At 63.7% G+C, this 23021-nt stretch carries 22 protein-coding genes; 19 read left to right on the top strand and 3 right to left on the bottom strand.

What is annotated here, in order from left to right:
- Position 1 precedes the first annotated feature (1 nt).
- Both IZ6_RS12040 and IZ6_RS12035 read left to right on the top strand, forming a co-directional pair.
- The gene (locus tag IZ6_RS12040) at positions 2-1324 is read left to right on the top strand and encodes a M16 family metallopeptidase (protein ID WP_222875288.1); all 1323 of its coding nucleotides are present in this window, start codon (positions 2-4) and stop codon (positions 1322-1324) included.
- 127 nt (positions 1325-1451) lie between these two features.
- A complete protein-coding gene (locus IZ6_RS12035; RefSeq protein WP_225873903.1) occupies positions 1452-2783 on the top strand; it encodes a glucose-6-phosphate isomerase in 1332 nt (443 codons plus the stop codon).
- Here IZ6_RS12035 and IZ6_RS12030 read toward each other — a convergent pair.
- The gene (locus IZ6_RS12030; protein WP_222875287.1) at positions 2780-3025 is read right to left on the bottom strand and encodes a hypothetical protein; all 246 of its coding nucleotides are present in this window, start codon (positions 3023-3025) and stop codon (positions 2780-2782) included. The two genes, IZ6_RS12035 and IZ6_RS12030, sit on opposite strands and share 4 nt — an antisense overlap.
- Positions 3026-3217: 192 nt before the next feature.
- On the opposite strand from IZ6_RS12030, the gene mutL reads away from it, so the two are divergent.
- Both mutL and IZ6_RS12020 read left to right on the top strand, forming a co-directional pair.
- On the top strand, positions 3218-5008 hold the full coding sequence (gene mutL, locus IZ6_RS12025) for a DNA mismatch repair endonuclease MutL (protein WP_222875286.1): 1791 nt from the start codon (positions 3218-3220) through the stop codon (positions 5006-5008).
- Positions 5008-6045, top strand: a complete 1038-nt coding sequence (locus tag IZ6_RS12020) for a phosphotransferase family protein (protein ID WP_222875285.1) — start codon at positions 5008-5010, stop codon at positions 6043-6045. The genes mutL and IZ6_RS12020 overlap by 1 nt, the downstream gene beginning before the upstream one ends.
- A gap of 5 nt (positions 6046-6050) precedes the next feature.
- On the opposite strand, the gene IZ6_RS12015 is transcribed toward IZ6_RS12020, so the two are convergent.
- Complete coding sequence (locus IZ6_RS12015) at positions 6051-6497, bottom strand: nucleoside deaminase (RefSeq protein WP_222875284.1); 447 nt, start codon at positions 6495-6497, stop codon at positions 6051-6053.
- A gap of 49 nt (positions 6498-6546) precedes the next feature.
- On the opposite strand from IZ6_RS12015, the gene IZ6_RS12010 reads away from it, so the two are divergent.
- The gene (locus tag IZ6_RS12010; RefSeq protein WP_222875283.1) at positions 6547-8190 is read left to right on the top strand and encodes a pseudouridine synthase; all 1644 of its coding nucleotides are present in this window, start codon (positions 6547-6549) and stop codon (positions 8188-8190) included.
- A gap of 3 nt (positions 8191-8193) precedes the next feature.
- A complete protein-coding gene (gene rsmD, locus IZ6_RS12005; protein WP_222875282.1) occupies positions 8194-8748 on the top strand; it encodes a 16S rRNA (guanine(966)-N(2))-methyltransferase RsmD in 555 nt (184 codons plus the stop codon).
- Between the two features lies 1 nt (position 8749).
- Here the strand turns inward: rsmD and IZ6_RS12000 are convergent, their stop codons facing one another.
- Positions 8750-9262, bottom strand: coding sequence for an invasion associated locus B family protein (locus IZ6_RS12000; RefSeq protein WP_222875281.1), 513 nt, complete (start codon positions 9260-9262; stop codon positions 8750-8752).
- Between the two features lie 274 nt (positions 9263-9536).
- On the opposite strand from IZ6_RS12000, the gene coxB reads away from it, so the two are divergent.
- The 13 genes from coxB to IZ6_RS11935 all read left to right on the top strand — a co-directional run bounded on the left by coxB (position 9537) and on the right by IZ6_RS11935 (position 22923).
- Positions 9537-10475, top strand: coding sequence for a cytochrome c oxidase subunit II (coxB, locus tag IZ6_RS11995; RefSeq protein WP_225873902.1), 939 nt, complete (start codon positions 9537-9539; stop codon positions 10473-10475).
- Positions 10476-10491: 16 nt separating this feature from the next.
- The gene (gene ctaD, locus IZ6_RS11990) at positions 10492-12102 is read left to right on the top strand and encodes a cytochrome c oxidase subunit I (protein ID WP_222875280.1); all 1611 of its coding nucleotides are present in this window, start codon (positions 10492-10494) and stop codon (positions 12100-12102) included.
- An 86-nt stretch (positions 12103-12188) separates the two neighbouring features.
- Positions 12189-13121, top strand: a complete 933-nt coding sequence (locus IZ6_RS11985; protein ID WP_222875279.1) for a heme o synthase — start codon at positions 12189-12191, stop codon at positions 13119-13121.
- Position 13122: 1 nt separating this feature from the next.
- The gene (locus tag IZ6_RS11980) at positions 13123-13278 is read left to right on the top strand and encodes a hypothetical protein (protein WP_222875278.1); all 156 of its coding nucleotides are present in this window, start codon (positions 13123-13125) and stop codon (positions 13276-13278) included.
- A complete protein-coding gene (locus IZ6_RS11975; protein ID WP_222875277.1) occupies positions 13278-13850 on the top strand; it encodes a cytochrome c oxidase assembly protein in 573 nt (190 codons plus the stop codon). Before IZ6_RS11980 ends, IZ6_RS11975 begins: the two co-directional genes overlap by 1 nt.
- A gap of 11 nt (positions 13851-13861) precedes the next feature.
- Positions 13862-14716, top strand: a complete 855-nt coding sequence (locus IZ6_RS11970) for a cytochrome c oxidase subunit 3 (protein ID WP_222875276.1) — start codon at positions 13862-13864, stop codon at positions 14714-14716.
- 41 nt (positions 14717-14757) lie between these two features.
- Complete coding sequence (locus IZ6_RS11965; RefSeq protein WP_222875275.1) at positions 14758-15132, top strand: DUF983 domain-containing protein; 375 nt, start codon at positions 14758-14760, stop codon at positions 15130-15132.
- A 147-nt stretch (positions 15133-15279) separates the two neighbouring features.
- Positions 15280-15828, top strand: a complete 549-nt coding sequence (locus tag IZ6_RS11960; RefSeq protein ID WP_222875274.1) for a hypothetical protein — start codon at positions 15280-15282, stop codon at positions 15826-15828.
- A gap of 62 nt (positions 15829-15890) precedes the next feature.
- Positions 15891-16595 carry an SURF1 family protein gene (locus IZ6_RS11955; RefSeq protein ID WP_222875273.1) on the top strand — a complete coding sequence of 235 codons (705 nt, stop codon included), beginning with the start codon at positions 15891-15893 and terminating at the stop codon, positions 16593-16595.
- Positions 16596-16655: 60 nt separating this feature from the next.
- Positions 16656-18065, top strand: coding sequence for a threonine synthase (thrC, locus tag IZ6_RS11950; RefSeq protein WP_222877628.1), 1410 nt, complete (start codon positions 16656-16658; stop codon positions 18063-18065).
- Positions 18062-19336, top strand: coding sequence for a M16 family metallopeptidase (locus IZ6_RS11945; protein ID WP_225873901.1), 1275 nt, complete (start codon positions 18062-18064; stop codon positions 19334-19336). The genes thrC and IZ6_RS11945 overlap by 4 nt, the downstream gene beginning before the upstream one ends.
- 1 nt (position 19337) lies before the next feature.
- Positions 19338-19919 carry a GNAT family N-acetyltransferase gene (locus IZ6_RS11940; RefSeq protein ID WP_222875272.1) on the top strand — a complete coding sequence of 194 codons (582 nt, stop codon included), beginning with the start codon at positions 19338-19340 and terminating at the stop codon, positions 19917-19919.
- A 37-nt stretch (positions 19920-19956) separates the two neighbouring features.
- Positions 19957-22923 carry a sensor domain-containing phosphodiesterase gene (locus tag IZ6_RS11935; protein ID WP_222877626.1) on the top strand — a complete coding sequence of 989 codons (2967 nt, stop codon included), beginning with the start codon at positions 19957-19959 and terminating at the stop codon, positions 22921-22923.
- The last annotated feature ends 98 nt before the right edge of the window (positions 22924-23021 follow it).

The raw sequence follows: 23021 nt of genomic DNA, 5'->3' as shown, positions 1-23021 counted from the left end.
CATGAGCGCGACCCAGGCAAAGATGGCCTCGAAAATCGAGCGCGTTGTGTCGCCGGGCGGGATTTCCGCATGGCTCGTCGAAGAACACACCGTTCCCCTGATCTCGATGGAGTTCGCGTTCCGCGGTGGCGCCGCACAGGACGAGAGCGAGAAGGCCGGCACCGCAACATTGCTCGCAGGTCTTCTCGATGAAGGCGCCGGCGATCTCGACGGACAGGCCTATCAGGAAAAGCTCGAGGAGAGCGCGGTTGAACTGCATTTCAGTGCGGGGCGCGACAGTTTCGACGGCAGCCTCAAATGCCTTGCCGACAAACGCGTCGAAGCCTTCGAGCTTTTGCGTCTTGCCGTCACCGAAGCGCGGCTCGAAGCGGAAGATTTCGAACGCATCCGCCAGCAAATTCTCGCGCGCATCCGTCGCGATTCAACAGATCCCGGCGATGTCGCGTACGAGACGTGGGCGGCGCAGGCTTTTCCCGGACACCCTTACGGTCAGCGCCCGCACGGCAGCGAAATGTCGGTTGCCGCAATTGCGCGCGATGATCTCCTTGCCTTCCGCACCGCCAATTTCGCACGCAGCAATCTTGTGATTGCCGTTGTCGGCGCCATCGATGGCGCGACGCTTGGGCCGGTGCTCGATCTCGTATTTGGCGCTTTGCCGGCCGAGCCGAAACTGAAAACCGTCAAAGCCGCAGCGCCGCAGAATATCGGCCATACCGAAGTGATCGATATGGACATTCCGCAGACGACGATCGTCTTCGGCCGCGGCGGGCTTGTGCGCGACGATCCAGATTACATCCCCGCCGTTGTGATGAACCACATTCTCGGCGGCGGCACGTTTACCTCGCGCCTCTTCAACGAAGTGCGCGAGAAGCGTGGCCTTGCCTATTCGGTCTATTCCTATCTCGATCCGATGGAGCATGCGGGCGTAATCGGCGGAGGCGTTGCGACGAAGAACGAACGTGCGGCCGAAGCGCTGGAACTCATTGAGTCCGAATTTGCGCGCTTTGCGAAAGAAGGGCCGACGGCGGACGAACTCGCCAAGGCCAAGCTCTATCTCATGGGCTCCTACGCCCTGAATTTCGACAGCTCGGTCAAGGTCGCGCGCGGCCTCAAGCAAATCCAGCTGACGCGTCTTCCGGTCGACTATATCGATGAGCGCAATGCGCTCGTCGATGCCGTTACCGTCGAGGACGTCAAGCGCGTTGCGGCACGCATTCTGGGCGATGGCGATCTTCTGGTGGCTGCGGCCGGTCGTCCGGTCGGTTTCCGCGCCGGCCGTGCCGGGGCGCCGGCCCGTGAAACGAAGGCCGCCGGCTCGCGGTAAACGGGGCTGTCACGCAACTCGGCTATAGCCGAGTTGCGCTAAAAAAGCCGAACTTGAGTAAACCCGAGTTCGGGGCCGCTCTCGCTTCCGGCATAGCTTTCGCATTACGCTGAAGCACCTCAAATCCGTGCGGACCATTCTCATGTCCTTTGTCCAGAACACAGACCGCGCCTTCTTCTCCTCGATAGGCCCGGGCGGCATCCCCGAAGCCGATTACACGGCGCTTCTCGAAAAGACCGAACCCGCGCTCGACTGGCTGCGCTCGGCTTATGAAAAGAACGAATTGCCGATCCTGCGCATGCCGGAGACGGTGGACGATCTGCCGCCGGTCGAAGCGACCGCCAAAAAAATGCTCGAAGGCGCGACCGATCTCGTCTTTATGGGCACTGGCGGCTCCGGCCTCGGCGCGCAGGCTCTGCTTCAGCTTGCCGATTACAATGTGCCGGGCCTGGCGCTCTTTCGCCCGTCGCCGCGTCTGCACTTTCTCGACAATCTCGATCCCATCACGCTCGACGCGCTGCTCAAAAAACTGCCGCTGAAAACGACGCGCTTCCTCGCCGTCTCGAAATCCGGTGGCACGGGCGAGACGCTGACGCAGACCATCTCGGTCATCCAGGCGCTGGAAGCCGCCGGACTGGGTGCTGATATAGGCAAGCAAATCTTCGGCCTCTCAGAGCCGCAGCAGGGCGCCAAGAAAAATGCGCTGCGTGCACTGCTCGCGCCGTATGGCGTGCCGTTCCTAGAACATCATACCGGCGTCGGCGGGCGCTTTTCGGTTTTGACCAATGTCGGCCTTTTGCCGGCGCGTGCGGCCGGCCTCGACATCAAGGCGGTTCGCGCCGGCGCTGCTGCAGCGCTGAAACCGATCCTCGACAAGAAGCCTGCGAAAGAGGTGCCGTCCGCGGTCGGCGCGGCGCTCAATGTTGCGGCAGCCAATGCCGGCAAGAATGTCACCGTGCTGATGGCCTATGCCGACCGCCTCGAGCGCACGACGGCCTGGTGGGTGCAGCTCTGGTCGGAAAGCCTTGGCAAGGACGGACGCGGCACGACACCTGTGCGCGCGCTCGGGCCCGTCGATCAGCACAGCCAGTTGCAGCTTCATCTCGGCGGACCGAAGGATAAGCTGTTTACCGTGGTCACGGTCGGGATTGCCGGGAAGGGACCGAAGCTCGGCAAAGATCTATCCGAGCGCTGCGGCGAGCCGGGTTTTGCCGGCAAGACGATCGGCGATCTTGTCGCCGCGCAGGGCAGGGCCACCGCCGACACGCTGGCGAAGAACGGGCGCGCCGTGCGTACAATCCACATCGAAAAACTCGACGAGCATGCGCTCGGCGAGTTTCTGATGCACTTCATGCTGGAAACGATGATCGCCTCGAAACTTTTCGGGGTCGATGCCTTCGATCAGCCGGCGGTCGAGGAAGGAAAGATCCTCGCCAAGAAATATCTCGCCGAGGGTTAGACGGGCTCGGGAATCGGCTCGGTCTTCTTTGCCTTGGCGGGGGCCTTTTCCGAATAGAACAGAACCGCAGGTTCGTTCGTATCGATGGCGCGCACCCGCGCGCAGACTTCGCTTTCGGTGCCGAAGTTGCGCAGGCCTAAGCCGCACACCATTTCAGCTGCCTGACGCGCATCTTCCGCGTCGATCGTCTTCCAAGTATCGCGGCCATTGGCGGCGATTTTCCACACAACAAAACTAGTCACAGCGCACACTCAGTCTACGTTAAAACGTAAAAGTCCAAGGTCCGCCGTGGGTTTACTAGGATATCTGGAGGTAAAAGGCACTTCTGCTTTGGTCGAAGGGTAAATGACCGTTTTCCTAAAGGGGTTTGCCGGGAGGGGATAACCTCAGGATGCCTTGCAACGGGCCTCCGCACCCCCGATCCTTGCCGAATCATGCTCATCCGCCGCCTTCCCGAAACGCTGGCCAACCGCATCGCCGCCGGCGAAGTGGTCGAACGCCCGTCGAGCGTCGTCAAAGAGCTCGTCGAGAATGCGCTGGATGCCGGGGCGGGACGGATCGATATCGTGCTGTCGGGGGGCGGGCGGGACCTCATCCGCGTCACCGATGACGGCCACGGCATGGGGCCGGAGGATTTGGCGCTCGCCGTCGAGCGCCATGCGACCTCGAAACTTCCGTCCGACGATCTTCTGGACATCAAATTTCTGGGGTTCCGTGGCGAGGCGCTGCCCTCGATCGCCTCCGTATCGCGGCTGACTTTGACCTCGCGCCGTGAAGAGGACGATCACGCCGCCGCGCTGACCGTACATAACGGCGCGCTCGGTGGGGTTCAGCCGGCGGCCCATCCGGTCGGCACGCGCGTTGAGGTCGAGGAATTGTTTGCGGCGTTTCCGGCGCGGCTGAAATTTCTGAAATCCGAGCGCGCCGAAAACGAAGCCGTCACCGAAATCGTCCGCCGGCTTGCTGCGGCGCGTCCCGACATCGATTTTTCGTTGACGCTCGATGGCAAGACGGTGCGCTATCAGGCGCAGGGCAAAACCGGCGACGGCGCGAAAGCGCGTCTGTCGGATGTGCTCGGCCGCGATTTTGCGGGAAACGCCGTTGCGATCGACGCCGAACGCGAAGGGTTCCGCCTGTCGGGTTTTGCCGGCCTGCCGACTTACAACCGCGCAACGGCCGCGCAGCAGCTCTTTTTCGTCAATGACAGGCCGGTCAAGGACAAGCTTTTGATCGGCGCGCTGCGCGCCGCCTATACCGATCTTGTGCCGCGCGATCGTCATCCGGTGGTTGCTCTCTTCATCACCGCCGATCCCGCCGAAGTCGATGTCAACGTTCATCCCGCCAAAGCCGAAGTGCGCTTCCGCGATTCAGGGCTTGTCCGCGCGCTGATCGTCTCGGCGCTGCGCCATGCTTTGGGGGCATCTGGTCCGCGCGTTGCGACAACGGGCTCAGATTTTGCGGCGAGCGCGTTCCGCACCCCCCAGAGGACCTCGTTTGTGCCGCCGCATCCGGCGAATTATTCCTCCCGTGGCTATCCGATGGAAGGGGCGCTGGCGCTCGCGCCGCATTTTGCCGAAGAGCAGGCAAGGTTTGAATTGCCGGTCTCGGCCGACACGCGTGCGGACGCGGTCACAGATCCCGAATGGACCGCGCTGCCGCTCGGCGCGGCAAAGGCGCAATTGCACGATACCTACATTCTGGCGCAGAACGGGGAGGGGCTCGTTCTCGTCGATATGCATGCCGCGCACGAGCGTCTTGTCTTTGAGAAGCTGAAGCGCGAGCGCGGCCACGCCGCCGCGCAGGCCATGCTGGTTCCGGACGTCGTCGAGCTTTCGCCCGATGAAGTTTCCCGCGTTCTTGCCGCATCCGACGATCTTCAAAGCTTCGGCCTCAGCGTCGAGGCGTTCGGCCCCGGCGCCGTGCTCGTGCGCGAGGTTCCGTCGGCGCTCGGCGAATTCGACACCGGCACGCTCATCCGCGATATCGCCGATGCGCTCGGCGAATGGGGCGCGGCGCTGCCGGTGGCCGAACGGCTCGACAAGCTCGCCTCGACCTTTGCCTGCCATCACTCAATCCGCGCCGGCCGCCGCCTCAAGCCCGAAGAGATGAACGCGCTGTTGCGCCAGATCGAGGCGGAGCCTTCGGCGGCGCAGTGCAATCACGGACGTCCCACTTATGTAACCTTGTCGCGTACGGATCTCGAAAAGCTTTTCCAGAGGCGATAATGGTCACACCCACGGCGCGCCCGCGCTCAGTGGCACAGGATACGGCGGAGTGGCTGCTCAATCTCGATCCCGGGCCGCTCGAAGCTTTCTGTACACGCACCATCCACGGTTTCCGCACGCCGCTATCGATCCATCCGGCGCGCCCCTCATCCACGTCGACCTTCACCGTGTCGACGCCGGACAACCGCTACGCTTTGCGGCGTTCGATCGACAGCGCCCACAATGCCGATCTCGAGCGCGAGTTCCGCATGCTCGCGGGCCTCAATCAGCGCAATTTTCCGGTGCCGCGCCCGCTGATCTATTGCGACAACGAAAAGCTGATCGGCAATGCCTTTTACGTGATGGAGCATGTTGAGGGGCGTCATTACAACGATCCGATCATGCCCGGCGCCTCAAGCGCCTATCGCGCCAAGGCCTATGAATCCTTGAACACGGTTCTGGCCCAGCTTCACAGCTTCGATCCGCGCGCCATCGGCGTCGCCACTGCCGGCAATGGCCGTAACTATGTTGCCGATCAGGTGGAGCGTTGCACCAAGCATTATGTGGCGGCGAAGATCGAAGATATCCCGGAGATGGACAAGCTGATCGCCTGGCTGCCGAAACATCTGCCGCCCGATCGTCCCTCGCGCCTCGTGCACGGCGATTTCCGCATCGAGAATATCGTCTTTCATCCGAGCGAGCCGCAGGTCATCGGCATTCTGAACTGGAAGCTCGCGGGGCTCGGCGATCCGATCGCCGACGCCGTCTATCATTTCATGGCCTGGATCCTGATGGGTCACGGCACGAGCGGCGGCGTGTCGGAGGAGGAGCTTGCGGAGCTCGGCATCCCGGCGCTCGAAATCTACGCGGCGTCCTATGCGCATCGCGCCGGCCTGAAGACGATCCCGCATTTCGAGACGTACTTCGCCTACAATCTTTTCCGCATGGCGGTGCTGCAGGGCATTGCGACGCGCAACGGCAAGGCAAAATCGGTGGCGCAGATCAGGCCCATCGCGGCGCTCGCCTGGGCGTTCGCGCGCCGGGCGGGGGCGACTTAAAAAGTTCAGCGGCGCTCTTTAAAAAATTCCTTGAGCAGCGTTGCGGCTTCCGCCTCGCCGAAGCCGCCATAGACTTCCGGCGCGTGATGGCAGGTCGGCAAAGTGTAAAGACGGGCGCCGGAGACGACGGCGCCGCCTTTCGCATCGTCGGCGCCGAAATAAAGCCGGCGGATGCGGGCAAAGGAAATCGCCGACGCGCACATCGGGCAGGGCTCGAGCGTTACCCACAGATCGCAATTCATCAGCCGTTCCGAGCCGAGCTTTGAGCCCGCTTCGCGGATGACGCAGATTTCGGCATGCGCGGTCGGATCGTTGAGTTCGCGCGTGCGGTTCCCGGATGCGGCGATGATGTCGCCGTTCAGCGATATGACGGCGCCGATGGGCACTTCGCCGCGCGTTCCCGCTGCGGCGGCCTCTTTGAGGGCCAAAGACATGAAATCGCGCGTACCCATCCCATCTTCCCGCTTCGCGGTTCATGGCACCGCGTGCTAGGCGAGGCCAATGACCCAATCCGACGATAACGAACCCAAAGACCACGAAGGCGAACGTATCGCCAAAGTAATTGCCCGCGCCGGCCTTGCCTCGCGCCGCGAGGCCGAAACCTGGATCGCGGCCGGCCGCGTCGCCGTCAATGGCCGGACCATCACCTCCGCGGCGCTGAATATCGGCCCGCGCGACAAAGTCATGATCGACGGCAAGCCTTTACCCGCCCGTGAGCGCACCCGGCTTTGGCTCTATCACAAGCCGAAGGGTCTTGTGACCACGGCAAAGGACCCCGAGGGCCGCACCACGGTGTTCGACGTCCTGCCGCCTGAATTGCCGCGCGTCGTCTCGGTCGGCCGGCTCGACCTCAATACCGAAGGCCTTCTGCTTCTGACCAATGATGGCGGGCTTGCCCGCGTCCTCGCCCATCCCTCGACGGCCTGGCTGCGGCGCTACCGAGTCAGGGTGTTCGGCCAAGTCGATATCGTGAAGCTTCAGGCGCTGAAAGACGGGATCGAGATTGACGGTTTCTCCTATGGACCGATCGAGGCTGTGCTCGACCGCCAGCAGGGCGACAATGCCTGGCTGACGCTCGGTCTGCGCGAAGGCAAGAACCGCGAGGTTCGCCGCGTGCTCGAACATCTCGGCCTCAGCGTGAACCGGCTGATCCGCCTGTCCTTCGGGCCGTTCCAGCTCGGCGATCTCGGCGAGGGCGCAGCCGAGGAAATCCGCACCCGCTATCTGAAAGAGCAGCTCGGCAGCCTAGCTGAAAAGGCCGAGTGCGATTTCGAGGCGCCGATGGTCGATCGCACGCCAGATCCTGTGAAGACGGCGCTGCGCGTCCGAGCCTCAAAAGCCGAAGTGCCGCGTGTCCGGGCCGGGCTGACGACCGACCGCAAGGGACGCCGCGTTCTCGTCGAGCGATTCGGCGAAAAGCCCGAGCCGAAGCCGCGCAAGCCGCGGCCCCCCAGAGATGACCGCGCCAGAGACGAGCGTCCCGAACGCGGCGAGCGCCGCGGGCCGCCACGAGATGAGAGACCGCGGCCAGGTGCAGACCGGCCGCGCGGCGATTTCGGACGGCCGGAACGAGCGGCGGCGGGCCGGGGTGATTTCCGCCCCCGCGAGGACAGGCCCCGGGACGGCGGGCCGCCGCGCCGCGATGGCGATGCGCCGCGTCCGTTCGGCGGAAAAGGCGGCAAGCGCGAGCGTGAAGAGCGTCCGCAGGAGCCGAGGCCCTATGGCAATCGCACGCGTGCCTTCAAGGCAAAGCCGGAGCGCCCCAATAGAGAAGAGAGGCCGCGTCCGCCTCGCGAGGACAGGCCGGATCGCGGCGAACGGCCCTTTAGAGAAGAGAGACCCGGCCGCGGCGATCGTCCGCCGCGTCGCGAAGAGACCCGCCGGCAGGCCGACGGCCCTCGCAATTTTTCCAAAGCCGGCGACCGGCCGGGATCGCGCGGCCCTGGCGGCCCGCGCCCGCCTGGCCGTCCGGGCGGCAGGCCAAGCGGCGATAGACCTCGCGGCGACAGGCCGAGTGGCGACAGACCCTCCGGCGGAAAGCCGGGCGGCCGACCCTTCGGCGGCAAACCGGGCGGAGGACGTCCGGGCGGTGGAAAACCTGGCGGAAGACCAGGTGGCGGCAAGCCCCGCGGTCCGCGCTCTTAAGCCATGCGCATCATCGCCGGCCGCTTCAAAGGCCATGCGCTGAAGACGCCGAAGACCTATCGCGTGCGGCCGACCTCGGACCGATTGCGCGAAACGCTCTTCAACGTGCTTGCGCACTCTTACGGCGATCCCGTTGACGGAGCGCGGGTTCTCGATCTTTTCGCCGGCACGGGCGCGCTCGGGCTCGAGGCCATGTCGCGCGGCGCGGCGTTCGCGCTTTTCGTCGAGGACGGGGTCGAGGCGAGGGGACTTCTGCGCGGCAATGTCGAGGCGCTGGGCGTTGCCGGAACAACCCGCATCTTCCGCCGCGATGCGACCAAGCTCGGTCCGGCGGCGCCGAACGAGCCGTTCACGCTCGTCTTCGCCGACCCGCCTTACGGCAAGGGTCTCGGCGAAAAAGCGCTCGTCTCGGCGCTCGGCGGCGGCTGGCTGACGTCCGACAGTCTGATCGTCGTCGAGGAGGCGGGGAACGCCGAGTTCAAGGTTCCGGACGGGTTCGAGGAGATCGAGACGCGGAGCTATGGAGAGGCCAAGCTCATCTTCCTCAAGCTCACCTAGATTACTTCAGCGTGTCGAAGCCGGGGCCGAAACCGTTCAGTGACACCGGGATGCCAATCCCTTCTTCGGGTGTCTTGAAGATGATGAAGATCGCCGATTTACCGTTGCGCAGTTTCGAGATCAGGTTCTCGTCCAGCACGACTTCGGCCACGCAGCCATCGGCGACGCAGCGCACAAAACCGGCGCGGCCGATTTCGGCGTCATCGATTCGCAGGCCGAGCCCGGCGGGCAAAAGCACCCCGAGCGGCGCCAGCACGCGCAGCAATCGATTCTTATTGTCGGCGAGTTTCAGGACAATGATCGACAGACCGATATTCGGCTGGTCTTCGGCGGTCACGCTTTGCACAAGCGCGCACTGTTCGCCTTTGGCGCCCGGAGGCGTGTCGCAGCGAATCTGCCAGTCGCCGGACGCCTGTTTGACGGTGCCCTGCGCGGCGGCGGGGCCCGCAAAAAGAAGACCGGCGAGCGCGGCAAAACTCAGCGGCAGGCCGAAAAGGCGATTAAATCCAGCCATAAAGGGACTAAAGGCTCCGGAGGGCGGCGGCCCTTTTAGGGCCGCGGCAAGACCGTGCGACTAACAGACGGTCGTGGCGAGTCAAGGGCAAGCGATTCGCCTCCACATGACCCTTTTTCTGCCCCTTTGTTTTCGCGCCCTTATGCCGCACAGTCTGGAACTGCCCCAAAGTTGCGGGGCAAGTGCCTTTGTGTTTGAACGCTAACCGTCTGCTGCGGGGGGTCCGCGGCTCGATTTTTTCAGGCTTTCGCGCCTCAGGAGAGCGCTTCCGGACATGATGCTCGGCTCTCGCTTCGCTTGCCGGCTTTTAGCCGTTTCCGCTCTCGCCGTCCTGGCGTCTCCGGCCCTTGCCAGCATGGGCCAGCCCTCCGAATGGCAGATCAATCTGCAGGACGCGGTCACACCGATCGCCGAGCAGATTCACTGGTTCCACAACTTCATCAACGTGATCATCTTCGCGGTCACGCTGTTCGTCCTGGTGCTGCTCGCGATCTGCGTGCTGCGCTTCAACGAGAAGAGCAACCCGGTTCCTTCGCGCACGACGCACAACGTTCTGCTCGAAGTCGTGTGGTCGGTCGTGCCGGTGCTGATCCTTGTGGTGATCGCCATCCCGTCGTTCCGCCTTCTCTATGCGCAGTACGACTTCCCGAAGGCCGATCTGACGATGAAGATCACCGGCTTCCAGTGGTACTGGAAGGCCGAGTATCAGACCGCAGCGGCACCCGCCGCCGATGCGGCGGCCGCTCCGGCCGCAGCTCCGGCTCCCGCCGCGCCGCATGGTGCCGCCGGGGAAGCTGCTCCCCTCTCGCCTGATTTCGAAGTCGAAGTCCGCATCAAGGCCGAGAAGGATCTCGGTCCGGATGAGCCCAATCTCCTGGCCGTCGACAACCAGCTTCTTGTTCCGGTCGGCAAGGTCGTCCGCGTTCAGGTTACCGCTTATGACGTCATCCACGCCTTTGCGGTGCCGAGCTTCGGCGTGAAGGTCGACGCCGTGCCGGGCCGCCTCAACGAAACCTGGTTCCGCGCCGATCGCGAAGGCGTCTATTACGGCCAGTGCTCGGAACTCTGCGGCAAGGACCACGCCTTCATGCCGCTGGCTTTCCGCGTCGTCAGCCAGGCCGAATACGATGCCTGGGCGGCGAAGACCCGGCAGTCTGCAATGAATGAACAGCCGCGCACGGTCGCTGACGCGTCCGTCTCGACCGGCAAGTAAGGATAGCGGGAACGTCATGGCGAAAAGCACGGCCGCCCACCACGCCCACGAAGCCCACGACCATCCGCGCGGATGGAAGCGCTTCGTGTATTCGACGAACCACAAGGACATCGGCACGATGTACCTGATCTTCGCGATCATCGCGGGGATCATCGGCGGCAGCCTTTCGGTTGCCATGCGTGCCGAGCTGCAGGAACCGGGGATGCAGATCTTCGGCGATCCTCATATCTTCAATGTGTTCACGACGGCTCACGCCCTGATCATGATCTTCTTCATGGTCATGCCGGCGCTGATCGGCGGCTTTGCCAACTGGTTCGTCCCGATCATGATCGGTGCGCCGGACATGGCGTTTCCGCGCATGAACAACATCTCCTTCTGGCTCCTGCCGCCGGCCATCGGGCTTCTCCTCATCTCGATGTTTGTGCCCGGCGCTCCGGGCGGCAACGGCGTGGGCGGCGGCTGGACGATGTATCCGCCGCTGTCCTCTCACGGCGCCTCGCCGGGACCTGCGGTCGATTTCGCGATCTTTGCGCTGCACATCGCAGGTGCGTCCTCGATCCTCGGTGCCATCAACTTCATCACCACGATCTTCAATATGCGCGCGCCGGGCATGACCCTGCACAAGATGCCGCTGTTTGCGTGGTCGGTTCTGGTAACCGCCTTCCTTCTGCTGCTGTCGCTGCCGGTTCTCGCCGGTGCGATCACCATGCTGCTGACGGACCGCAATTTCGGCACGACGTTCTTTGCGCCGGCCGGCGGCGGCGATCCGGTCCTGTTCCAGCATCTGTTCTGGTTCTTCGGTCACCCCGAAGTGTACATCCTGATCCTGCCGGGCTTCGGCATCATCAGCCATGTCGTGTCGACCTTCTCGCGCAAGCCCATCTTCGGCTATCTCGGCATGGCCTACGCCATGGTCGCGATCGGCGTCGTTGGCTTCGTCGTGTGGGCCCACCACATGTACACGACCGGCATGTCGGTGAACGCGCAGGCCTATTTCGTGTTCGCCACCATGGTCATTGCGGTGCCGACGGGCGTGAAGATCTTCTCCTGGATTGCGACGATGTGGGGCGGCTCGATCCAGTTCCGCACGCCGATGCTCTGGGCGCTCGGCTTCATCTTCCTGTTCACGGTTGGCGGCGTCACCGGCGTCGTCCTGTCGAACGCCGGCCTCGACCGCGCTCTGCACGACACCTACTACGTCGTCGCGCACTTCCACTACGTGCTGTCGCTCGGCGCCGTCTTCGCCATCTTCGCGGGCTGGTATTATTGGTTCCCGAAAATGAGCGGCTATATGTACTCCGAGACGATCGGCAAGCTGCATTTCTGGACGACGTTCATCGGCGTGAACCTGGTCTTCTTCCCGCAGCACTTCCTCGGTCTTGCGGGCATGCCGCGCCGCTATGTCGACTACCCGCATGCCTTCGTCGACTGGAATCGCATCTCGTCCTACGGCTCCTACATCTCCGGCTTTGCCGTTCTCATCTTCCTGTTCGGCGTGTTCCACGCCTTCGCGAAGAAGGTGAAGGCCGGCGACAATCCGTGGGGTGAGGGCGCAACGACGCTGGAATGGACGCTGCCGTCGCCGCCGCCGTTCCACCAGTTCGAGACCCTGCCGCAGATCAAGTGATCTGAGGTCTGGCAAGGGCTCGATGAGTTTCGGCGGCCGGGGCATTGCTCCGGCTTCCGGCTGAGAAGAGGCACTGAAGGGCCAAGATGAGTTTCGCGCACGACCAACTGCCGCTTGCGACAGGCTTTGAAGAGCCGAGCCGGGCCGAGGTGCGCGATTTCGTGACGCTCCTGAAGCCGCGCGTCATGTCGCTCGTCGTCTTCACCGCGCTTGTCGGCATTGTGCTGGCGCCCGGCGATCTTCACCCGGCGCTCGCGGCGATCTCGCTGTTCTGCATCGCTATCGGCGCCGGCGCTTCCGGCGCGCTGAACATGTGGTGGGATGCCGATATCGATGCGGTGATGACGCGCACGCGCGGCCGTCCGGTTCCGGCGGGCCGCATGCAGCCCGGCGAGGCGCTGGCTTTCGGTCTGTTCCTGTCGGGTTTTTCGGTCGGCACGCTTTATCTGGCCGCCAACTGGCAGGCCGCGGCTTTGCTCGCCTTCACCATCTTCTTCTATGTCGTCATCTATTCGATGTGGCTGAAGCGCTCGACGGCGCAGAACATCGTTATCGGCGGCGCTGCCGGCGCATTTCCGCCTATGGTCGGCTGGGCGGTCGTGACGGGTTCGGTCAGCATTGAATCGATCACGCTGTTCCTCATCATCTTCTTCTGGACGCCGCCGCATTTCTGGGCGCTCGCGCTCGTCAAATCCGACGATTACGCAAAGGCCGGCGTGCCGATGCTGCCGGTGGTTGCCGGCCCGGACGAAACCCGCCGCCAGATCCTCATCTATTCGCTGATCCTTGTGCCGCTCGGTCTTGCGCCGTTCTTCCTCGGCTTCGGCGGACTGGTGTATGGCGCGGCCGCGCTTCTGATGGGAGCGATGTTCCTCATCCTCGCCGTCCGCGTCTTCCGCGTGCGCGAAGGCAAGGACGCGCCGAAAGCGGCCAAAGAACTCTTTGCCTTCTCGATCCTTTATCTCTTCGTTCTCTTTGCTGCGCTTCTTGGCGAAGCGCTCTTTGCGGCAGGGGTCTGAGATGGCCGAGAAGGGCATCGTCCTCACCGAAGAACAGAAGCGCCGCCGCAGAGCCCGCAATATCGCGGTTGCCTGCGCGCTCGCGGGTCTTGTCGTCCTGTTCTACCTGCTCACCGTCTTCAAGCTCGGCGGCAATGTCGCCAATCGGCCGATCTGATGAGCGAGCAGACTAAAAATCATCGCATCGTCGCCGCGGCCTGCGGCGTCTTCGTGCTGTCCATGCTGGGCGCAGCTTACGCGGCCGTACCTCTCTACGACATGTTCTGCCGTATGACCGGTTTCGGCGGCACGCCGCAGATCGCATCCAGCGCGCCCGAAAAGATCACCGACCGCAAGATTCGCGTCCGCTTCGACGCCAATACCGCCGCCGGCCTCGGCTGGGAGTTTCGACCGGTGCAGCGCGAGATCGAAGTGAAGATCGGCGAGACGGCTCTGGCCTTCTACCGCGCGAAGAATACGACGCCGCACGATCAGTGGGGCTCGGCGACCTACAATGTGACGCCGGAAGTCACGGGTGCCTATTTCAACAAGATGCACTGCTTCTGCTTCGAGAAGCAGCATCTGAAGGCCGGCGAGGAGATGGACATGCCCGTCCAGTTCTTCATCGACCCTTCCATGGTCGACGACAAGACGCTGAACGGGGTTCAGACGATCACCTTGTCCTACACATTCTTCGCGGCTGAGCCGCCGGCACAGACCGCCGGTGCGCCCGCTGCGCCGAAACTCTGACGGAGAGAACAATGGCTGACGCGCACGCCAAACATCACGATTATCACCTGGTCGATCCCAGCCCGTGGCCGGTGCTGGGTGCGGTCGGCGCCTTCGTCATGGCGATCGGTGCGGTCTTCTACATGCACAATCGCGAAAGCCCATATCGCTGGGTCGGCCTTCTGCTCGGCCTCGCCGTCGTGCTCTATGTGATGTTCATGTGGTGGCGCGATGTGCGCACCGAAGCCTCGACCGGCTATCACACCCGCGTCGTGCAGATTCATCACCGCTACGGCATGATGCTGTTCATCGCTTCCGAAGTGATGTTCTTCGTCGCCTGGTTCTGGGCCTATTTCGACGTCGCTCTCTTCCCGAATGATGCGATTCAGTTCGCGCGCGTGGAAGCGACGGGCGGCCAGTGGCCGCCGGCGTCGATCGCGACCTTCGATCCCTGGCACCTGCCGCTGCTCAACACGCTGATCCTTCTGACCTCGGGCACGACGGTCACCTGGGCGCATCACGCGATCATCGAAGGCGACCGCCAGGGCGCCAAGCAGGCGCTGTGGCTCACAGTTGCTCTGGGCCTGCTGTTCACCGCCTGCCAGGCTTTCGAATATAGCCACGCTGCGTTCAACTTCTCGGGCAGCATTTACGGCGCGACCTTCTTCATGGCGACCGGCTTCCACGGCTTCCATGTCATCGTCGGCACGATCTTCCTGTTCGTGTGCCTGATGCGTCTTTACAAGGGCGATTTCACGCCGCAGCAGCATTTCGGCTTCGAAGCGGCTGCCTGGTACTGGCACTTCGTCGACGTGGTCTGGCTGTTCCTGTTCGCAGCGATCTATGTCTGGGGCTATGGCGGCCCGGTCGCCGGAGCGGCTCACTAAAACGGAAAGGCCCTCCTTCGGGAGGGCCTTTTTCTTATCCAATGACCGATAACGATCATCCTCTTCCGCCGCCGGTTCTGACGGGCCTTCGCGGCCTGTGCCCGCGCTGCGGCCGCGGACATTTGTTCAAGGGCTATCTCACAGTGCCGCCGGCCTGCGAAGTCTGCGGGCTCGATTTTTCCTTCGCCGATGCGGGCGACGGTCCGGCCGTCTTCGTCATTCTGATCGCAGGCTTTCTCGTGCTCGGCTTTGCGCTGTGGCTGGAATTCACCTTCAGCCCACCGCTTTGGGTCCATGTCGCGATCTCATTGCCGGTTCTGATTATCGTCTGCGGTGGTCTGCTGCGCGTTCTGAAGGGTATTCTCATCTGCCTGCAATATGCGCATGACGCGTCCGAGGGCCGGCTCGACCGTTGAGAATTGAGCGGTTTAAAGGGTTAAGGCCACTCCATCGCCGCAGGCGTTAATTCACGTGCCGCTGCCGGAGTTTACCACGTCGCCAGACTCAAGTTGTAATCACAACGGTGTATGTAATTGTCCCTTCAAGATTTCTTGGAGGGGAACATGGTCAGCGTTTACCATGACGGCGCCGAAGCGAGCAGCTTCGCATACGACGCCTCTGTCCATACAGATACGCTTGAACAGGATCTCAGCGCCGAACTCGGCCGGGACAATGTCGTGCCGCATCCGCAGCAGAAAGACCGCCAGCCTCTGCGCACGGCGCTTTCGGCTATCCGCATCAATCTCGATCAGCGCATGCGCGAATGGCGCGGCTCGGCGAAAGTCGTCGAACAGAGCCTGCGTCAGCTCGTTGCCGCCGAACAGGCTCGTTCCGAAGCGCTTTCCGATCTGCAGCGCATCGAAGCGGAAGTCGCGCATTCGGGCGGTGTCGTCACCCAGGCGCTCGCCGCGTTCGATGAAGACGAAGATATCCGCGACATCGATCCGCTCTTCGAGCGCAGCCAGCAGGCACTCGACGAGCTCGAGAGCGCCGCGGGTGAACTGTCGATCGCGCAGGAATGGTGCCGTTCGGCTGCCAAGCAATATGCCGAGGCTCTGCGCCGCGAGCAGGTTCTGCGCCTCTATATCCAGTCGCCCAGCCGGCTGTCCTGAACCTCAAATCCCGTGGGGGCGGGAGGGGTTGACGCGCGGGCGCGAGGGGCTCACCTAGCCTCATGCGCTCGCGCTCGCTTTTTCTGCCCGGATTTCTGACGCTTCTTGCCCTTATCGTGCTGATCGGGCTCGGCACATGGCAGATGCAGCGCCTGCACTGGAAAGAAGATCTCCTCCAGCGCGTCACTGCGCGGATCGCGGCGCCCGCCGTGCCGCTACCACCCGCCGGCTGGCCGACCCTCGATCTCAAGGAATGGGAATACCGGCCGGTCGAAGTCTCCGGCACGTTCCGCCACGATCTCGAAACTCGGGTCTATGTGCTGCTGACGGAACCTAGGGGTCCGCTGTCGGGTCCCGGCTATTTCATCCTGACGCCGCTTGAGACCGGCGAGGGAAGGGTCCTCATCAACCGGGGCTTCGTGCCCCTCGAGACCGCAAGCTTCCCCCGGCTGGAAGGACTGACCGTGGTGAAGGGCCTCCTGCGGGGCCCCGAGGACCGAAACATGTTCACCCCGGCGGACGAGTCCTCCGAGCGGCTGTTCTACGCCCGGGACCCGGCCCCCATCGCCACGGCTCTGGGCATCCCCTTGGCGCCGTTCACCATCGACGCTGTGGAGACCCTGCCGGGGGGGCTTCCCCAGGCGGGGGAAACGCGGGTCAATTTCCCCAACCGGCATCTGGAATATGCCCTGACTTGGTATGGGCTTGCGGGGGCTTTGCTGGCGGTTTTCGCGGCCTTTGCCTGGTCCCGGATGCGCCGCCGCTAGGGTTGCCCTGCCGGGGGCCTAAGCCTAGGTTGCGAACACACTTTCAAGGTCGCCATGAGTCTGTCTTACGTCTCGACGCGGGGTGAGGCCCCGTCTCTCGGATTTGCCGATGTTCTGCTCGCCGGGCTTGCCCGCGACGGGGGTCTTTATGTGCCCGCCGAATGGCCGAACCTGTCGGCCGAGGCCATTAAGGGCTTTGCCGGGAAATCCTATGCGGAGGTTGCCGAGGCGGTGATCAAGCCGTTCGTCGGCTCGGCCTTCGGCGCGGGCGAGCTCCGCGACATGATCGAGGGCGCCTATTCGACCTTCCGCCATCCCGCGGTGACCCCGCTGGTTCAGACCGGGGCGAACACCTTCATCCTCGAGCTCTTCCACGGGCCGACGCTCGCCTTCAAGGATGTGGCGATGCAGCTTCTGGCGCGGTTCATGGATCGCGCTCTGGCGCAGCGCGGCGAACGCGCGACCATCGTCGCGGCGACCTCGGGCGATACCGGCGGCGCCGCGGCCGAAGCCTTCCGCGCCTGCTCGCGCGTCGATGTCATGATCCTCTTCCCGCATGGCCGCGTTTCGGATGTGCAGCGCCGCCAGATGACGACGGTCGATAGCCCGAATGTTCACGCTGTTGCGGTCGAGGGCAATTTTGACGACTGCCAGGCGCTGGTGAAGGCAATGTTCAACGATCACGCCTTCCGCGACCGTCAGAGATTGGCTGCAGTCAATTCGATCAACTGGGCGCGCATCGTCGCGCAGATCGTCTACTACTTCACCGCCGCCGTCTCGCTCGGCGCGCCGCATCGTCCCGTGAGCTTCACCGTGCCGACCGGCAATTTCGGCGATGTGTTTGCGGGTTATGTCGCAAAGCGCATGGGCCTTCCGGTCGAGCGTCTCATCGTTGCGACCAATCAGAACGATATTCTCGCGCGCACCATCGAGACGGGGCGCTATGAGGTGAAGGGCGTTCATCCGACGACCTCGCCCAGCATGGACATTCAGGTTTCGTCGAATTTCGAACGTCTGCTGTTCGAAGCCGAAGGCCGCGATGCATCGGCGGTGCGCCGCCATATGGCCTCGCTCGCCCAATCGGGTGCGTTCACCGTGCCCGGCACGGCGATGGCGCAGATCCGCGGCGAGTTCGATGCCGGCAGAGCCAGCGAAGACGAGACCGTTGCGATCATGAAACGTCTGCGCAAAGAGGCGGGCTATGTGCTCGACCCGCACACAGCCGTTGCTTATGCCGTCGGCGCGGCGCAGTCCGGCGATCCGTCGGTGCCGCAGATTGTTCTCGGCACCGCGCATCCGGCAAAATTCCCCGACGCGGTGAAAGCGGCGACGGGCGAGCATCCGGCGCTGCCGCTGCATGTCGCCGATATTCTCGAGCGCAAGGAACGCGTCACCGTGGTTCCGAACGATCTTGCCGCCATTCAGGCTTTCGTTGCCGGCAATACCCGTGCGGCGAGGGAGGTGGCGTGAGCGTCGAGATTTCGAAACTTGCCAACGGTCTCACGGTCGCGACCGATACGATGCCCGGCATCGGCACGGCGGCGGTCAGCGTTTCCTTCGGCGCGGGTTCCCGCAGCGAAACCGACAGCGAACACGGGCTTGCCCATCTTCTCGAACATATGGCGTTCAAGGGCACGAGCCGCCGCAGCGCCCAGCGTATCGTCGAGGAAATGGAAGATGTCGGAGGCGATCTGAACGCTGCCACGAGCGTCGAACAGACAAGCTATGACGCGCGCGTCCTCGAAAAGGATGTGCCGCTGGCGCTCGATCTTCTCTCCGACATTCTGACCGATCCGCTGCTGCTTGATGAAGAGCTGAAGCGCGAGAAGGGCGTCATCATCCAGGAGATCGGCGCGATCGAAGATGCGCCGGATGACCTCGTCTACGATCTCGCGCATGAAATCGCGTTCGCCGGCCAGTCGGTCGGACGGCCCATTCTCGGCACACCGAAATCGGTGAAAGCGCTCGACAAAGCGGCGATCACCGGCTTTCTCGGCCGTCATTACCGCGCGGGCGCCGGCGTCGTCAGCGTGGCCGGCGCTGCCGATCACAAGGCCATCGTTCGGCTTGCGGAAGATCATCTGGGCGGGCTCGCTTCGGGAGAAGGCCCCAAAGCACCGCAGGCGGTGTGGACCGGCGGCGAGAAGCGCGTGCAGAAAAATCTCGAACAGGCGCATCTCGTACTGACATTTCCGGGGCGCGCGCTCGGCGATGAAGATACGATCGCGCTGCAGATTTTCTCGAACCTTCTCGGCGGCGGCATGTCCTCGCGCCTCTTCCAGGAAATCCGCGAGAAGCGCGGCCTCGTCTATTCCATCCAGAGTTTCCACTGGGCGTTTTCCGATTGCGGTCTGTTCGGCGTCTATGCCGGCACGGGCGGCGAGGATGTCGCCGAGCTCACGCCAGTGATGCTCGACGAGATTGCGGGCGCGGCGCGCACCGCAAATGAGACCGAAGTTCTGCGCGCCAAGGCGCAGCTGCGCATGGCGCTGGAGCTGTCGCGCGAACAGCCGGGCTCGCGCGCGGAGCGTCTTTCCCGCCAGATCCTTGTTCTCGGCCGGCCGGTATCGTCCGAAGAAGTGCTGACGCGCCTCGAAGCCGTGACGGTGGAAGATGTGCGCCGCGTCGGCCTTGAAGCGATCTCGGCCGCACCTGCGCTTGCGGCGCTCGGTCCGGTGCGCGGCCTTCCACCGCTCGAGCGCATCAATGAGCGCCTCGGCAGCGCACGGGTTGCGGCCTGATATGTCCTTCCTCCGCTCCTTCACCGACGAAGATGCGGCGCCGCTGCGCGGGGAAGGGGTCTGGCTTCGCGGGCCGCAGCCCGGCGATTATGAGGAATGGTCGGAACTCAGGTTCCGTTCGCGCGATTTTCTGAAGCCCTGGGAGCCGACCTGGCCGCAGGACGATCTGACCCGCGCCGCCTTCCGGCGCCGCCTGCGCCGCTACGCCGAAGAGCGCCGCCTCGACCACGCCCACAGCTTCTTCCTGTTCCAGAACACGACGAACCGGCTTTTGGGCGGGGTGACCATCTCGAACATCCGCCGCAGCGTCGCCCAGACCGGCACGGTCGGATACTGGGCCGGCCAACCTTATGCCGGGAAAGGCTTTATGACGGCCGGGGTCCGGGCACTCGTTCCCCATGCATTTGGCGCCTTGAGGTTGCGGCGGCTGGAAGCTGCCTGCATCCCGACCAATGCGGCCTCGATCCGGCTCCTCGAAAAAGTGGGGTTCGAGCGGGAGGGGTACGCGCGGGAATACCTTTGCATAGACGGTATTTGGCAGGACCATCTTCTTTTCGCCCTTCTTAGGCGCGATGCCAGATGATTGGGACGCGCCCGGCCCGGCGCAGGATTTCAGGGCTATGGAAGTGCGGCGCGAACGGGCCGCAGGGGAGACCGGGGTTTTGACTTTCGTCAGGGCGGTTTTATGCGCCCTTCTGGTGATCTGCGGCCTCAGCGTGGCGTCCGGTCGGGCGCTGGCGCTCGAGCCGATCGTCGTGCCGCTCGACCGCGGCGCGATCGATCTGACGCGCACCATCGAGCGCTTTGCCTCCGAAGGCGACCGCGTCCAGGTCACGACCGCCCCGTCCGCCGACGGCATTGTCCGCCGAATCGAAGTGCGCGCCCATGACGAGGGGCCGACCGACTGGGCGCTGTTTGCGCTCACCAACACCTCCGACGAACAGATCGACCGTCTTCTCGTCGCCCCGCATTACCGGCTCGTCGGCTCCGGCATTTTCTGGCCCGATCTTGGTTCGCGCCGCATCGTCGATGTCACCGCCAGCCAGGGCTTCCGCCCCGAGCGCGAGGAATCGCCCGACACCGACATCTTCGTCATTACGCTCGATCCGGGCGCAACCGTCACTTTCGTCGCCGAACTCGAGAACTCCAAACTTCCGCAGTTGCATCTGTGGGATCCCGATGCCTACAAGGACAGCGTCAACGATCTGACGCTCTACAAAGGCATCGTGCTCGGCATTGCCGGTCTTCTGGCGCTGATCCTCACCATCGTCTTCGTCGTCAAAGGCTCGGCCATGTTCCCGGCCTCGGGCGCGCTCGCATGGGCGGTGCTTGCCTGGCTCGCGATCGATTTCGGCTTCTGGCACAAAATGTTCAAGCTCGGCCCGGGCCAAGATCACATCTACCGCGCCGGCGCCGAAGCGATGCTTGCGGCAACGCTCATCGTCTTCCTCGTCGCCTATCTCAATCTCAATCGCTGGCATGTGCGCTTCGGCCATGTCGCTTTAGTCTGGCTTGCCGGCATGATGGCGCTCGTCGGCATCGCGCTGATCGACGCGCCGATTGCGGCCGGCATTGCGCGCATCTCGCTGCTGCTCGTCTCGGTGCTCGGTTTCGGCGTCGTGGTCTGGCTGGCGTTGCACAATTTCGACCGCGCGGTGATGCTGATCCCGTCATGGTTCCTGCTTGTCGCCTGGGTCGCGGCGGCGGGTCTCACCGTCTCCGGCTTCCTGGAAAACGATATCGTGTCGCCGGCGCTGGTCGGCGGCCTCGTGCTCATTGTGCTCTTGCTCGGCTTCACGGTGATGCAGCATGCCTTTGCCGGGGCAGGGCTCGCGCACGGCCTCGGCTCGGATCTCGAACGCCGCGCGCTGGCGATCACAGGTTCGGGCGATCTCGTCTGGGATTGGGACGTCACCGCCGACCGTATTCACGTGACGCAGGAGTTCGAGCACCTCCTCGGCCTAAAGAAGGGCGATCTGCACGGCCCGGCCGCCGCCTGGCTCGACGTGCTGCATCCCTCCGACCGCGACCGTTTCCGCGCCGCGCTCGATATGATTGTCGGCGAGCGCCGCGGCCGCGTGTCCGAACAGTTCCGCTTCCGCGCCCAGGACGGCCACTACCATTATATGCTGTTGCGCATCCGCCCGGTCGTTGCCGCGCATGGCGAAGTCACGCGCTGCGTCGGCACGCTGATCGACATCACCGACTCAAAAGCGGCGGAAGAGCGCCTGTTGCGCAATGCTGTCTATGACAGCCTCACGGGCCTGCCGAACCGCCAGCTCTTCCTCGACCGTGTCGAGGCGGCTTTGTCTTTTGCGGCGACCGACGAAAAAATCCGGCCGATCGTCCTTGTCATCAATCTCGACAAATTCAAGGTCGTCAACGACAAGGTCGGCCTCACCGCGGGCGATACGCTGCTGCTGACGCTGGTGCGCCGCATCGGGCAGAAGCTGAAGCCGCAGGACATGCTGGCGCGTCTCGGCGGCGATCAGTTCGGAATTCTTCTTCTGTCGGAGCGCGAAGGCCCTCGCGTCAGCCAGTTTGCGGAAGGCGTGCGCAAGGCGATCTCGCAGCCGATCCAGGTTTCGGGTGTCGAAGTCGTGCTGACGGGATCGACCGGCCTTGCGATGATGGAGCCGCGCGCCGCAGTCACGTGCGAGGATCTCGTGCGTAATGCCGAGGTCGCAATGTTCCATGCCAAGCGCGCCGGCGGCAATCACATCGAAGTCTTCAAGGCGACGATGCGCACCGCGAAGACAGACCGTCTTCTTGTCGAAGGCGAACTGCGCCGCTCGCTTGAGCGTGAGGAAATCCGGCTTCTCTACCAGCCGATCATCCGCCTGGAAGACCGTGCCATTGTCGGCTTCGAGGCGATGATGCGCTGGGACCATCCGAGCTATTCGCGCCGCCCGCCCGCCGAATTCCTCGCCATTGCCGAAGAGACCGGCCTTATCGTTGAGCTCAGCCTGTTTGCGCTCGACCGCGCCTCACGCCAGCTCGCCTCCTGGCAGCGCCGCCTGCCGACCGAGCCGCCGCTGTTTATCACCGTCAATCTGCCGGCGCGTCAGTTCGAGCGACAGGATCTCATTCAGGACATCAAGACGGTTCTCTCACGCACGATCCTCGCGCGCGGTTCGCTCAAGCTCGAACTGACGGAAAAGCTCGTCGTCCAGAGTCCTGAACGCGCCGCGCATCTGCTTGAGCGCCTGCGCGATCTCGGCGTCGGCCTTGCGCTCGACGATTTCGGCACGAGCCACGCCAATCTTGCCTATCTCGAACGCTTCTCTTTCGACACCGTGAAGATGGACCGCAGCTTCCTGCGCCAGCATTCGAAGGTCCACCGCACGGCGATCCTGCGTTCGATGATCCAGCTCGGCCGCGAACTCGGCCTCGATGTCATCGCCGAAGGCGCCGAGACGGATTCGGATGCGGTCGAGCTCTACCATCTCGGCTGTCAGTACGCGCAAGGGCAGGCGTTCGGTGAACCGATGACGGTCGAGCAGTGCGAAAAACTGCTCGATCTGACCTCCGAGCATTCGCCGATGTCCTCGGCCCGCCGGGTCGTGATGAGCGCGCTCCGGACCTGAAACCCCGCTTTTCTGGGAAAAACTTATCCACCCCGGCATTTGACGCCCCGCCCGGGGCGGTTTTCGATGCCCCAGCGGCCAAAAGGGGCGGCCGCCTA

Origin of the sequence: Terrihabitans soli (assembly GCF_014191545.1) — a bacterium.
In the GTDB taxonomy this organism is placed as follows: Bacteria; Pseudomonadota; Alphaproteobacteria; order Rhizobiales; family Methylopilaceae; genus Flaviflagellibacter; species Flaviflagellibacter soli.
This window is presented reverse-complemented; position numbering and strand designations above follow the sequence as displayed.